This window comes from Pseudoxanthomonas dokdonensis (genome assembly GCF_001431405.1).
Taxonomy (GTDB): Bacteria; Pseudomonadota; Gammaproteobacteria; order Xanthomonadales; family Xanthomonadaceae; genus Pseudoxanthomonas_A; species Pseudoxanthomonas_A dokdonensis.
In genome coordinates this window covers 20,534-33,529 of record NZ_LDJL01000018.1, presented here as the reverse complement: position 1 = coordinate 33,529, position 12,996 = coordinate 20,534, and the positions used below count along the sequence as shown (strand labels likewise).

At 65.4% G+C, this 12,996-nt stretch carries 14 protein-coding genes; 7 read left to right on the top strand and 7 right to left on the bottom strand.

Annotation, left to right across the window (positions count from 1 at the left end; translation table 11 throughout):
• Positions 1-163 precede the first annotated feature (163 nt).
• Entirely contained in the window at positions 164-1,075 is a 912-nt protein-coding gene (locus tag ABB29_RS15335; RefSeq protein ID WP_057660613.1) for a DMT family transporter, read from the top strand.
• Positions 1,076-1,097: 22 nt separating this feature from the next.
• Here ABB29_RS15335 and ABB29_RS15330 read toward each other — a convergent pair whose 3' ends face one another.
• The gene (locus ABB29_RS15330; protein ID WP_057660611.1) at positions 1,098-2,009 is read right to left on the bottom strand and encodes a peptidylprolyl isomerase; all 912 of its coding nucleotides are present in this window, start codon (positions 2,007-2,009) and stop codon (positions 1,098-1,100) included.
• Between the two features lie 147 nt (positions 2,010-2,156).
• Here ABB29_RS15330 and ABB29_RS15325 point away from each other — a divergent pair, with 147 nt between their 5' ends.
• Together ABB29_RS15325 and ABB29_RS15320 are read left to right on the top strand one after the other, a co-directional pair.
• Positions 2,157-2,519 (top strand): PadR family transcriptional regulator, encoded by a 363-nt coding sequence (locus ABB29_RS15325; protein WP_057660609.1) that lies wholly within the window; start codon positions 2,157-2,159, stop codon positions 2,517-2,519.
• Positions 2,519-3,427 carry a sensor domain-containing protein gene (locus tag ABB29_RS15320; protein WP_057660607.1) on the top strand — a complete coding sequence of 303 codons (909 nt, stop codon included), beginning with the start codon at positions 2,519-2,521 and terminating at the stop codon, positions 3,425-3,427. The genes ABB29_RS15325 and ABB29_RS15320 overlap by 1 nt, the downstream gene beginning before the upstream one ends.
• A 71-nt stretch (positions 3,428-3,498) precedes the next feature.
• Here the strand turns inward: ABB29_RS15320 and ABB29_RS15315 are convergent, their stop codons facing one another.
• Together ABB29_RS15315 and ABB29_RS15310 are read right to left on the bottom strand one after the other, a co-directional pair.
• Complete coding sequence (locus ABB29_RS15315; protein WP_057660605.1) at positions 3,499-4,746, bottom strand: polyhydroxyalkanoate depolymerase; 1,248 nt, start codon at positions 4,744-4,746, stop codon at positions 3,499-3,501.
• Positions 4,747-4,929: 183 nt separating this feature from the next.
• Positions 4,930-5,526, bottom strand: a complete 597-nt coding sequence (locus tag ABB29_RS15310) for a class I SAM-dependent DNA methyltransferase (RefSeq protein ID WP_057660603.1) — start codon at positions 5,524-5,526, stop codon at positions 4,930-4,932.
• A 65-nt stretch (positions 5,527-5,591) separates the two neighbouring features.
• Here ABB29_RS15310 and ABB29_RS15305 point away from each other — a divergent pair, with 65 nt between their 5' ends.
• The gene (locus ABB29_RS15305) at positions 5,592-6,020 is read left to right on the top strand and encodes a CopD family protein (protein WP_057660601.1); all 429 of its coding nucleotides are present in this window, start codon (positions 5,592-5,594) and stop codon (positions 6,018-6,020) included.
• A gap of 61 nt (positions 6,021-6,081) precedes the next feature.
• Here ABB29_RS15305 and ABB29_RS15300 read toward each other — a convergent pair whose 3' ends face one another.
• Entirely contained in the window at positions 6,082-7,791 is a 1,710-nt protein-coding gene (locus ABB29_RS15300; protein ID WP_057660599.1) for an alkaline phosphatase family protein, read from the bottom strand.
• A gap of 140 nt (positions 7,792-7,931) precedes the next feature.
• Here ABB29_RS15300 and ABB29_RS15295 point away from each other — a divergent pair, with 140 nt between their 5' ends.
• Positions 7,932-9,209 (top strand): dicarboxylate/amino acid:cation symporter, encoded by a 1,278-nt coding sequence (locus ABB29_RS15295; protein ID WP_057660598.1) that lies wholly within the window; start codon positions 7,932-7,934, stop codon positions 9,207-9,209.
• 57 nt (positions 9,210-9,266) lie between these two features.
• Here ABB29_RS15295 and ABB29_RS15290 read toward each other — a convergent pair whose 3' ends face one another.
• Positions 9,267-9,668 carry a hypothetical protein gene (locus ABB29_RS15290; RefSeq protein ID WP_157062691.1) on the bottom strand — a complete coding sequence of 134 codons (402 nt, stop codon included), beginning with the start codon at positions 9,666-9,668 and terminating at the stop codon, positions 9,267-9,269.
• A gap of 96 nt (positions 9,669-9,764) precedes the next feature.
• On the opposite strand from ABB29_RS15290, the gene ABB29_RS15285 reads away from it, so the two are divergent.
• A complete protein-coding gene (locus tag ABB29_RS15285; RefSeq protein ID WP_057660594.1) occupies positions 9,765-10,253 on the top strand; it encodes an acyl-CoA thioesterase in 489 nt (162 codons plus the stop codon).
• 153 nt (positions 10,254-10,406) lie between these two features.
• Positions 10,407-11,414 (top strand): LacI family DNA-binding transcriptional regulator, encoded by a 1,008-nt coding sequence (locus ABB29_RS15280; protein WP_057660592.1) that lies wholly within the window; start codon positions 10,407-10,409, stop codon positions 11,412-11,414.
• Between the two features lie 74 nt (positions 11,415-11,488).
• On the opposite strand, the gene ABB29_RS15275 is transcribed toward ABB29_RS15280, so the two are convergent.
• Positions 11,489-12,322 carry a C40 family peptidase gene (locus ABB29_RS15275; protein WP_083487972.1) on the bottom strand — a complete coding sequence of 278 codons (834 nt, stop codon included), beginning with the start codon at positions 12,320-12,322 and terminating at the stop codon, positions 11,489-11,491.
• Between the two features lie 76 nt (positions 12,323-12,398).
• On the bottom strand, positions 12,399-12,947 hold the full coding sequence (locus ABB29_RS15270; RefSeq protein ID WP_211260765.1) for a C40 family peptidase: 549 nt from the start codon (positions 12,945-12,947) through the stop codon (positions 12,399-12,401).
• Positions 12,948-12,996: the final 49 nt, after the last annotated feature.

Here is a 12,996-nt window from a genome sequence, read left to right as displayed (position 1 = left end):
CTGCTGCCCGCCCTGGCGGTGAACACCGCCAGGGCGGGCAGCAGGGAGGGGCGCAGATGCATCGCAGACATGAGCCATTTTTGTGACAAGCCCCGATAATATGCGCTTGTCAGGCCTGGTTGGCGGGGCAAGACTTTGCCTCGACACAAACGGGATGACTGACATGGAAAATCCGAACTGCGCCGCTGCCGTTGCGCTTGCCGCCGAACCGGCGGCCGCCCGGCGCGACTGGCGCACGCCGCTGGAGTTGTTGTTGCTGGGTGCGATCTGGGGCAGCTCGTTCCTGTTCATGCGCATCGCCGCGCCGGAGTTCGGTGCCGCGGCACTGGTGGAAATCCGGCTGGCCCTCGGTGCCTTGGTCCTGCTGCCGTTCCTGTGGCTGCAACGGGCGCATTTTCATCGCCGGATGTGGCCGAAGCTGGCGGTCATCGGGGTCATCAACTCGGCGGTGCCGTTCCTGCTGTTCGCATGGGCGGCACAGCGGGCGCCTGCGGCGATTGGTGCGATCTGCAATGCGATGACGGTGTTGTTCGCGGCGCTGGTGGCGTTCCTGTTCTTCGGCGAGAAGATCGGCATCCGCAAATCGATCGCCTTGCTGATCGGCTTCGCCGGGGTGGTGGTGCTGGCGACCAGCAAGGCCGATGGCCTGAGCCTGGGACCGGCGGTACTGGCCGGTGCCAGCGCGGCGCTGCTGTATGGCATCGGCGTCAACCTGGTCCGCCGTCACCTGGCCGGCATTCCACCAGCGGCCGCTGCCGCCGCCACCCTGAGCTGCGCGGCGCTGCTGGTGCTGCCGTTGGCGCTCAGCCATTGGCCGCAGCATGCGATTACGCCGCTGGCGTGGGGCAGCGCGCTGGCCATCGGCGTGATCTGCACCGGTTACGCGTTCCTGGTGTTCTACCAGCTGATCCATCGCATCGGCGCGCCGCGCGCCGCCACCGTGACCTATCTGGTACCGGTGTTTGGCGCCGCGTTCGCCTGGGCCCTGCTGGGCGAACCGGTGACCCCGGTGATGCTGCTGGCAGGTGCGATGATTCTGGGCAGCGTGGCCTTCAGCCAGCGCGGCCCGCGCTGAGGGCGGGCCGGCAGGCTGCGTCTCAGCCAGCCTTGGCCGGACGTACCGGCAACGGCACGTTGCACAGGTCGATGTGGCCGGCCGGATGGACGTACCAGCCATCGCGACGGTTGCGGCGGGCTTCGGTGGCGGCGCTGAAAGTCCGGGAATCGGTACGCAGCACCTGCAGCGGGGTGCGCTCGGCTTCGGCCACGTCGCTGGCCAGGTGGATGGCGGTGATCGGGGTGGCCTGTCCGAGTTTGTCGTAGAAGCCCATTGGCTCCGGTCCGCGCGGGATCACGCTCAGCAGTTCCATGCCCTGGACAACCCGGCCAACGACGGTGATGTTGCGATCCAGTTGCCGTGGCGCCTGGCCGGTGACCACGTACAGTTCGGTGCCGTTGCTGCTGTCCGGCGCGGTATCGCGGCCGGCGCCCAGCGTGCCGTAACAGTGCGCGAGCCATGTCTTGCCGGTCTGCGGATCGCGCGCGGCCGGAAAGCCATCGACAAAGCCGGCTTCCGGCGCCCAGCCGTCACTGTCCGGCAGCGCATCGAACTTCAGGCCGCCGGCATCACGCTCGAACTCGGCCGGCAGCTTTTTCTGCGCCGAACCAATCGATTTGCGCTGGTTCTCGTCCTCGCTCGAATCGCCGAACTGGACCACGAAGTTGTCCTGCGAGCGATAGATCCCCAGGCCATTCCAGTAGCCCTCGTGGGCGAGGGTACGGATGTTGCCGACGTGCGCGGGGGCAAACCGGGGCGCCAGCTCGATGATCACCCGTCCGGCGGGCAGTTCCATGTACAGCGTGTTGGCCGGGTCCAGCGTGCGCCAGTCGGCGTCCGGCGAGGCCTTGAGGATTTCCTGCGCGCTCTTGTACGGCGTCTGCGCGTCCGCGAGCAGCGGCGGGCAGGCCAGGCCAAGGGCCAGCAACAGCAGGGAAGGGCGCAAGCTCATGGCGGGATCCGGCAGTGAATGAAGGCCCGATTGGGGCAAACAATCGCCTCGGCTGTCAATCGACCCTGCGGCCCATGACTAACAGCACGTCTGCTATAGCGAACAAAACACTAGTATTGCTTTCAACCTAGTTGCGAGGCGACCTCCATGGCCGAGCCCGACGCCCATTTGCGCAAGTTCCAGAAGGAGTTGAGCAGCGGCACCGTATCGCTGGCGCTGCTGGCGGTGCTGGCGCAGGCGCCGGAACCGATGTACGGCTACCTGATCGCCAAACAGCTGGAGCGCGACGGCGAAGGCGTGCTCAGCGGCAAGCAGAGTGCCTTGTATCCGGTACTGCGCAATCTGGAAGCCGCCGGCTGGCTGCAGAGCTCGGTCGAGCCTTCGGTGGCCGGTCCGCCGCGACGCTATTACCGCATTACCGAGGCAGGGCGGCAGACCCTGCGTGATTGGGCCGCGGCCTGGCGTGCGACCCGCGACTCCGTTGATTACGTCCTGAAGGGGATTGGCTGATGAACAGCACCGTGTTGCCGACCACGATTCCACAGTACCTGGACCAGTTGCGGCTGGCATTGAAGGATGCCGACCCGGCGATGATCCAGGATGCCCTGTACGACGCCGAGGAATACCTGCGCTCGGAACTGGCCGAACAATCCGGCCGCAGCGAGGCCGAGGTGATCGCCTCGGTCGCCGGCAGCTACGGTGCGCCGGAGGAAGTGGCCGATATCTACCGGCAGACCGAAGTCACCGTCAACCGCGCACTGCGCCCGCCGATGCCAGCCAAGCGCAAATCATGGCTCGGCCGCTTCTTTGGCGTCGCCGCCGACCCGCACACCTATGGCGCGCTGTTCTACCTGATGCTGTCGCTGGCTACCGGTATCTTCTACTTCACCTGGGTGGTCACCGGCATGAGCCTGTCGGTCAGCCTGCTGATCCTGATCATCGGCATCCCGCTGCTGTTGCTGTTCCTGGCTTCGGTGCGGCTGATGTCGCTGGTGGAAGGGCGGATTGTCGAGGTACTGCTGGGCGAACGGATGCCGCGGCGGCCGCTGTACACGCAGCGTGACAAGCCCTGGCTGACCCGGATCAAGGAGATGTTCACCGATGGCCGCACCTGGACCGCGATGTTGTACATGCTGCTGATGATGCCGCTGGGGACGTTCTATTTCAGCGTGCTGCTGACCTTGCTGACCACCTCGATCGTGCTGATAGGGGCGCCAGTCATGGAGTTGTTCGGTGGCCAGTTCAGTGGCGTCTGGCTGGATGGTGTCGACATCTACGCCGAGTGGGCATGGGTCGCGCCGTTGATGCTGCTGGCCGGGGTGCTGCTGTTGTTCGTCACCCTGCACGTGGCGCGCGGACTGGGCAAGCTGCACGCGCAGCTGGCCAAGCATCTGCTGGTACGCAGCGCGCTGGTCTGAAGCCAGCGCCGGGCATCCAAGTGGTGTCGTGGACAGGTCGGGCCTTGGCCCGGCCTGTCATTGCCTGCGACTCAGGCGTCGTATTTGGCGATGAAATCGCGGACCTGCGGATAGACTTTCTCGCGCCAGCGGCGGCCGCTGAAAATGCCGTAATGGCCGGCGCCCTGCACGGTGATGTGCTGGTGCTTGGCCTTGGCGATGCCGGTGCACAGATCGTGGGCGGCGGCGGTCTGGCCGAGACCGGAAATATCGTCCAGCTCGCCTTCGATGCTGAGCAGCGCGGTCTTCTTGATCGCCGCCGGATTGACCTTCTCGCCATTGATGGTCCACTGCCCACGCGGCAGCAGGAATTCCTGGAACACGGTGTGGATGGTCTCCAGGTAATACTTGGCCGGCATGTCCAGCACCGCGTTGTACTCGTCGTAGAACTTGCGGTGCGCCTGCGCGTCCTGCTCGTCGCCCTTGACCAGATCCGAATAGAAATCCCAGTGCGACATGAAGTGCCGGCTCGGGTTCATCGCCAGGAAGCCGGCATGCTGCAGGAAGCCCGGATAGACCTGCCGCCCCTGGCCCGGATACGGCGCCGGCACGGTGTTGATGACGTTGTTCTCGAACCACGACAGTGGATTGCGGGTGGCCAGGCTGTTGACCTCGGTCGGACTGCGACGGGCGTCAATCGGTCCACCCATCATCACCAGCGATTGCGGGGTGGCCTCGCCACGCCCGGCCATCAGCGACACCGCCGCCAGCACCGGCACGGTCGGCTGGCAGACGCTGATCACATGCAGTTTTTCGGCACCGATATGGCGGATGAATTCTTCGATGTAGGCAACGTAGTCGTCCAGGCCGAAGTCACCCAGCTCGGTCGGCACCATCCGCGCATCGACCCAGTCGGTCACGTAGACCTTGTGATCCTGCAGCAGCGTGCGCACGGTATCGCGCAACAGGGTGGCGTGATGCCCGGACAGCGGCGCCACCACCAGCACGGTGGGGTCGTCTTTCAGCGCGACGATGTTGTTGGCGTCGTCGGTGTAGCGCTTGAAGCGCAGCAAGCGGCAGAACGGTTTGGAAATGATTTCCTGTTCAATCACCGGCACCTGCAGGCCGTTGATCTCAATCCTGTGGATTTCCCACGGCGGCTTTTCGTAGTCCTTGCCGATCCGGTAGATCAGCTCGTTGCCGGCGGCGATGCGGTCGGCACCGGGAACCGCCGACAGCCAACTGCCGGGCATCGAGAACATGCGTGCGTTGGCTTCCGCCATGTAGGCCAGCGGGGCCATCCAGGCGCGTCCGAGTTCGTGCAATTGATAAAGCGACATAGGCAAGGGAATCCCGATCGTGGTGCAGGGTGCTGCACCGCAGCATACCGGAACTGGCCTGCCACTGGTATGCCCTGTTCAGCTGGCGATCGATTGGCCGCGCAGTGATTCAGCAACGATGCCGGGGCGCGTCGCCAATGACACCGGCCTCACCCGGCCCGCTCGTTGCCGCTGATGCCGGCGTCAGCGCGCTGGAATTTCCAGCGCCGCCAGCTGTTCGGCCAGCGCTCGTGGCAACCAGCAATGCGAACCGAGCGGGACCAGGCCCTGGGCACCGAACTGCTGCCGGTACCAGCGTGCCGTGCGGGGCTGGAAGCCAGCGTGGTCGCCGACGTATTCGTCCTGCGCGGTGAACAGTTCCAGGAACGCAACCCCGCCGCACAGCTCCGACACCCCGCGCAGGCCGCGTTTCAGTTCGGCATTGGGGATGTAGTGCAGCACGTCGGCGCAGACCAGCAGATCCACCGGCGGGCAGGGCCGCAGGTATTCGAAATCGCCAAAACGGGCAAAGTGCAGGTCGCGGCTGCGGCCATAGCGCTGTACCGCGTACTCGCTGCTGTCGAAACCCAGGTACTGGACCTTGGGACGCAGCTTGCGCAGTGGTGCCCGCCAGGCGCCTTCGCCGCAGCCGATATCGAGCACGCTGCGGATCGGACGCTCCAGGTAGTACTCGGCGGTGGCAACCGCCAGCGCGACCTTGCGTGCCAGCCGCTGCGGGCCGCCGATGTCCTGCTGGCGGTACCAGTGCTGGAAGTATTCGGCGTCATAGATCTTGGTCATTGGTGGGGTCTGCGGGCGGGTCGGCTATCCTATCGCGAGCCAATCACCATCGCAGGACGCCAATCATGAATGCCTATACCTGGGTCAAGACCTTCCATCTGCTGTTCGTCATGGCCTGGGTCGCCGCGGCGTTCTACCTGCCGCGGATCCTGATCAACCTGGAGGAAAGCGGCGGCCAGATCGACGTGCAGACCCGCCTGCGCAGGATGGGCCGCAAGCTGTACCTGTTTGGCCATGTAATGTTCGGCCTGGCGGTGATCCTGGGCCTGACCCTGTGGCTGCACTTCGGCATGGGCCGTGGCATGGGCTGGATCCACGTCAAGCTGCTGCTGGTAGTGCTGCTGCTGGCCCATTTCATCGTCGCCGGCCGCTGGCTGAAAGGCCTCGACAAAGGCCGTCTGCTGCCATCGACCCTGACTCTGCGCATCTTCAACGAAGTGCCGGTCCTGCTGTTGCTGGGGGTGATCTGGCTGGTGCTGGCCAAACCGTTCTGAGCCAGCACTGGAACGGCAACAAAAAAAAAGCGCGGCCTGGCCGCGCTTTTTTTGTACACCGTCAATCAGTCGGCTGTTGCATGTAGTCGACTGGCTTCGGCAACTGCACCGGCACGCCGTCGGCATTGCAGGTGCCGGCCTGGCACAGGCGCTTGCGCAAGGTCGGGGTGGCCTGGACGATGAAGTGGTAGATGGTGTTTTCCTCGACGGTGCCGCGGACCGCATCGCTGCCGGGGCCGCTGGCCCAGATGCCGACGTCTTCGCCACCATGGGTTTCGTCCTTCAGCGGCACCAGGGCTTCCTGCAGGTAGTCCGGGTCCTGGGTATCGACATCGGTCAGATCGGCGCGGCCGGTGCGAGGCTCGATGCTGCTGGGGCTGTGCGGATGACGCTTCGGTCCTTCGGCTTGCTGATTGCTTTTGCCAGTGTAGCCGGGGCCATTGGCATAGCTCAGGGTGGCGTAGGGCAGGCCGCTCAGATCGCGGGCGAAATCGCCGGGCAGGCCATCTTCGCCGCCGACGCCCTTGACCTTGCCGAGGATCGGATTTCCGCGCACCGGGTAGCCGACGAAATTGAGCGTGTGCGAATGATCGGCGGTGACGATGATCAGGGTGTCATCGCGCGAGGTCGCGTCCATCGCTGCCTGCACCGCACGTGACATCGAGATGGTCTCGTCGAGGGCGCGGAAGGCATTGCCGTCATGATTGGCGTGATCGATGCGCGCGCCTTCGACCATCAGCACGTAGCCATCGCGGTTGCGCGACAGCGTCTTGATCGCCGCCAGGGTCATTTCGGTCAGCGACGGTTCGCCGGCCTTGTCGGCCGGACGGTCGTGTTCGAAGTGCATGTGATCCGGATCGAACAGCCCCAGCATTGCCGGCGCATCGCTGGCCGCTTGCAGCTGCTCCCGGTTCCAGACATAGCGGCCTCCGGGGTTGGCCTGCAGCCATTCGGCGGGCAGGTCGCGCCCGTCCAGGCGCAGGCCGACCTTGTCGTCGTATTCGGGATCACGGGTATCGGTGCCCTGGAACTCGCTGCGGCCACCGCCCAGCGCCACCGTCGGGCCATGGCCGAAGCGGCTGAATGACAGCAGCTGCTGGGCGATGTCGCGGCAGCCTTGTGCCTGGGCGTCGGCGGGCACATCGGCATCGCTTTCCCAGTTGCGTTCCGGGCTGTGGGCGTAGGTCGCGGCCGGGGTCGCGTGGGTCAGCCGGGCGGTAGTGACTATGCCGGTGGAGAGGCCGGCGCTGGACGCCAGTTCCAGCCAGCTCAGGGTGCGTTTGGACAGACTGTCGGCACAGTCGCGGCGGCTGCCGGCGCTGACCCCGATTGCGCCCATGTGGGTCTTGACCCCGGTGGTGATGGCGCTCATGGTGCCGGCCGAATCCGGCGTCTGCGAATCGGTGTTGTAGGTCTTGCTGAAAGCGGTATGCGGAAAGCGTTCCCACGCCAGCAGGTTCTCTTCGCCACTGCCACCCTTGCGCTGGCCGTCCAGAATGCGTGCCGCCGCCACCGTGGTCAGGCTCATGCCATCGCCGAGGAACAGAATGACGTTCCTGGCCCGGCCCTGCATGGCGCCATTGGCGGCCGCCTGGGCGGCGCCGTTGCGATACCACCAGGCGGGGGTTTCGCCGGCGGGATGGGCCACCGTCGGAACTTCGACATTGATGCTGGCGCTGGCAACGGAGGGAGCACCGGGGCTGGCGCAGGCAGCCAGCAGTGCGGTCAGGCAGGCGCCCGGCAGCAGGGCGAAGGAAAAGCGTTGCGACATGCAATGGAATCCGGCAAAGACAATCGCCCATTTTAGCTGGCGCTGAATGTCCTGCTGATGACACCCGCCATTCCAGCAGTGCCCTCGCGCGTCCGCCCTGACTGGGATATGGTGCGCTGCTGGTCAAGTCAGGTAGTGCGATGAAGCTGGTTTCCGCGTGGTTGAGAATTCCGTTCTGGCAGCGGGTGCTGCTGGGCTTCGTGCTGGGCGCACTGGCTGGCTGGTTGTTCGGGCCGCATGCGGAAACCTGGTTTGGCCCGCTGGGCACGGTATACGTGACTTTGATCAAGATGATTGCGGTACCGCTGGTGCTGTTCGCGGTCATCAATGCGGTCGCCAGCCTGCACGGGCAGAAGTCGATGGCGGTACTCGGCGGGCGCACGTTCATGTGGTTTGCCATTACCGCCGCACTGGCGGTGCTGGTCGGGCTGGCAGTCGGCTGGGTGATGCAACCGGGCAAGGGCCTGAGCGGGCTGACGGTGGCCGCCGACTACACCGTGCGCGAAGTGCCGCAGCCGGTGCAGGTGCTGCTGGATGTAGTCCCGGCCAACCCGTTCAAGGCGTTGGCCGACGGCAAGATCCTGCAGGTGATTTTCTTTGCCGGCCTGGTCGGCTTCGCGCTGGTCAAGATTGGCGAGCGCGCCGCCGGACTGCGCAAGCTGGCCGGCGAGGCCAGCGAGACGATGATCCAGGTCACCCGTTTCGTGCTGGAAATGACCCCGCTGGGCACCTTCGGCCTGATTGCCGGGCTGGTCGGTACCTATGGCTTCGAGAAACTGCTGCCGCTCGGCACTTTCGTGCTCGCCTTGTATGTGGCCTGCGCCCTGCACATCATCTTCGTCTATGGCGGCCTGGTCGCGCTGCATGGGCTCAATCCGCTGAAATTCTTCCGCGGCGCGGCACCGGGCATGCAGGTGGCCTTCGTCAGTTCGTCCAGTTTCGCCTCGATGCCGGCGGCGATCCGCAGCGTCACCCACAACATGGGCGTGGACAAGGATTACGCCGCGTTCGCGGTGCCGCTGGGCGCCAGCATCAAGATGGATGGCTGCGGCGCGATCTATCCGGCACTGACCTCGATGTTCGTCGCCCAGTACTTCAATATCGATCTGTCGTTTTCACAGTATTTCGTGATCCTGCTGGCCTCGGTGCTCGGCAGTTTCGGCACTGCCGGGGTGCCGGGCACGGCGATCGTCATGGTCACTCTGGTGCTGAGCGCGGCTGGCTTGCCGCTGGAAGGCATCGGCTTCGTGGTCGCCATCGACCGGGTGCTGGACATGATGCGGACCATGACCAACGTCACCGGGCAGATGCTGGTGCCGGTGCTGGTGGCCAAGGAGACCGGCCTGCTCGACCAGAAGGTCTATGACGCCGCATCGACCAACCTCGGCGTGGAAGAGGGCGAGCGTTCGTCGATCTGACGCCTGCCGTCTAAGTGGCCCGGTTCGCTGGGGCAACGCCGCGCGGCGCGACCGTTGTTATCGCGGCCGGGTCGCCAACCGCCATCCGCACCAGGCCAGCGGCACCGGCAGCAACAGCCCAAGCGCGCTCATCCACAGCGGTTGCGGCAGCACCGAGGCATTCATCAGCACGCCGACCGTGATCACCACGCCGACGACCAGCGCCGACCCACGCCGGTAATCGCGACCGAGCCGGGCGGCGACCCAGCCACCGGCAAAGCTGGCCAACGCCCATTCCAGCACCACCCAGGTCTTCTGGCCAGGGCTGGACTGGGCCACCAGCCGGGCCAGATCCACTTCATTGTCCAGCACGCTGCCCGGCGGCAGCGGGAACAGCCGCAGGCCGATGAGTTGCAGGACGAACATCAGGGCGAACGCGGCGACGACGCCTGCCAGGATTGCCAGAATGCTGCGCAACATGATCGTGCCCGCCGGTGGGAGATGCGGCAGCATCGCGCCAACCCCGCGCCGCTGCAAGTTGGCGTACTCTGTCGTGTCTGCTGAGCGGAGGTGGCAATGAGTGGTGAACAACGCGAACTGACGTTCCGGTTCCTGGCCGAGCCTACGGACGTCAATTACGGTGGCAAGGTCCACGGTGGCGTGGTGATGAAGTGGATCGATCAGGTCGGTTATGCGGCGGCGGTCGGCTGGAGCGGAAAATACAGCGTCACCGTTGCGGTCGGCGGTATTCGTTTCGTGTCTCCCATCCGCATCAGTGACCTGGTGACGGTATCGGCCAAGCTGGTCTACACCGGCACCACCAGCATGCACTTCGCGGTGCAGGTGCGTGCTCGTGACCCGATGGGTGGCAAGCGCCGGCTGTGCACGCATTGCATCATCGTGTTCGTGGCGCTGGACGGGGTGGAGGGCAAGCCGACGCCGGTGCCGGCGTGGACGCCGGTCGACAAGGAAGACTGCCAGCTGTCCGAGTACGCACAGAAGGTCATGGCCTTGAGCAAGGGCATCGAGGAAACCATCGCCAGTTACCAGGATCACCTGCTGTAGCATCGACCAGCAGTGCCTGTCGAGGTTGCCAGGCCGTCTTGCCGCAGCGCGATTTGGCGCCAGCGTGGTGATGGCCGACAATGCATCCAGCGGCCGGACAAGGGGGGCCAATGATCTCAATCTTCTCGCCTGCATCATTCCGGAGACAGCCGCATGCCCGCCAGGATTGAAGACGTGGCGGCGGCCGCCGGCGTTTCGATGAAGACGGTGTCGCGGGTGTTCAACCGCGAGCCCAACGTGCGTGAGCGCACCCGCCAGATAGTGTTGCAGGTAGCCGAGGAACTGAACTACCGGCCCAATCCTTCCGCGCGCAGCCTGGCCGGCAATCGCTCGTACCAGGTCTGCCTGATGTACGACAATCCGTCGTCCAACTACGTCATGGAAATCATCGGCGGCGTGCTGGATGCCTGCGAAGGCCATCGCTACGGGATGATGCTGCGGCCGCTGGATTACACCAGCGAGGATCACGTCGAGAGCGCGCGCGAGATGCTGGCCCAGTATCGCCCCGACGGACTGGTGCTGACCCCGCCACTGACCGACGACGAACGCTTGCTGGAGGTGCTGCGCGACAGTGGCATTCCGTACGCCAGCGTGTCGGCGCAAAGCCATCATGCCAGCATGGGCGCCACCCTCGACGAACGCTGCGCGGTCGCTGAAATGATGGCCCATGTGATCGCGCTCGGACACCGCCGTATCGCCCACATCACCGGCCATCCGGCCCACGGCGCCCGCGCCTGGCGGTTGGACGGCTATCTGGACGGCTTGAAGCAGGCCGGGATCGAATTCGACAGTACGCTGGTGGTGGAGGGCGAGTTCTCGTTCGAGTCCGGGGTGGCCGGTGCGCGCCAGCTGCTGGACGGTCCATCACCGCCGACCGCGATCTTCGCCGCCAACGATGACACCGCCTGTGGGGTCATCTGCGAGGCGCTGGAACGCGGCCTGGCCATTCCCGGCGATCTGTCGGTGTTCGGCTTCGACGATACCCCTATGTCGCGCCACGTCTGGCCCAGCCTGACCACCATCCGCCAGCCCAGCCGGGAAATGGGCAAGGTCGCCGCCGAGCAGCTGCTGCGCTTCATCCGCGAGAAAGTGCCAGGCGGCATCGTCAGGATCCCGTACGAGCTGAAGCTGCGGCGTTCGACCGGGCGCGCACCGGGCTGAGCCATTGGCTGCACAGGACGAAAAAAAACCGCCAGTCGATGGCGGTTTTTTGGTTCTGTCCGGTTATTGCCCGGTTACAGCGCGACCCGTCGCGCCTGCATGAAGCGATTGCTCCAGTAGCCGCTCATCAGGCTGTCCACGCGCACGTCCTTGCCGGTACTGGGCGAATGCAGGAAGCGGCCTTCGCCGACATAGATGCCGACATGGTTGACCCGGCCGCGACGACCGAAGAACACCAGGTCGCCCTGCTTGAGTTCTTCACGGTTCTTGATCAGCTGGGCATCGGCCTTGGCTGCCATGTCACCCGATACGCGCGGCAACTCGATGCCCAGCGCGGTCCGGAACACATAGCCGACCAGGCCGCTGCAATCGAAGCCGCTGTCGGGCGAGGTGCCGCCCCAGCGATAGGGCGTACCCATCAGCGTCAGCGCACGTTGCAGCAGTGCCTGGACCTTGCTGCCCTGTTGCTGGCTGACCACGCCGTTCTGCGGCAGGTTGTAGGAGGCCAGCAGTCGGCTGATATCGCCGGCGACCATGGTCGAACGGTCCAGCAGCGGCATGCCATCGCTGGCGGCCAACCGCGGCATCAGCGCGCTGAGCGTGGCAGTGGCGGCTTCAGCGGCCTTGGACTGGAAATTCTGCGGAGCCTGGACCGAAGCCGGCTCGACCTCGGCGGTCGCCGGGGCGGCATCCACCACCACATCGGCGGTGGCGCTGGTGGCCATGGGCGCCTGGATGTCCGGCGTGGTCTGCGCAAACGCAGGCAGGCCCAGCGACAACAGGCTGGCGGCAATCAGGAAACGGAGGGAAACCCGCGGGGGTCGGGTGGCGGCGGCAGGGCCTGAGGGCAGGTCGTGGGTCGTCACATGGATTCGTGAAGAGCGGGTGATGGGCGATGATGCCGTCATCCAATCTTCACGATGTTCAAGAATCGTTATTTTTACGTTAAGACGGCCAATTTGCTACCAATGGGTGACGGCCGTCTCAGTTCAGCACCCGTTTGGCACCACTGTAATGATCCCGCCAGTACGGACCGTCCAGATAGTCCAGCCGCACCGTACCGCCGCTGCTGGGCGCATGCACGAAGCGGCCCTCGCCGACATAGATGCCGACGTGGCTGACGTTGCCACGGCTGCCGAAGAACACCAGATCGGCCGGTGCCAGCTGCTGCGGCGGCAGCCTCGGCCCCTGCACCTGGGCCAGCGCGGTCGAGGTGCGTGGCAGGCGCAGATCCAGCATGTCGCGGTAGACATAGGTCACCAGGCCACTGCAGTCAAAGCCCGAGTCGGGGGTGTTGCCGCCCCAGCGATACGGGGTGCCGACCAGTCCCAGGGCCCGCATCAGCACTGCATTGGCGGCCTGTGGGTCGGCCGGCTGCACCGTTGGCCAGACCCGCGTACTGGCGGGCGCGGCCGGGCGCACGTTGGGTTCGCTGCCACACGCGGTCAGCAGCGCCAGCGTCGCCAGCAGCACGAGGCCGTGGCGCAACGCTGGTACCCGGGCGGACGAGCCGCGATAATGCACGATATCCATTGCGGCACATCTTCGCCGTATTTCCCGGTGGCCGACAAGCCGCTTCCGT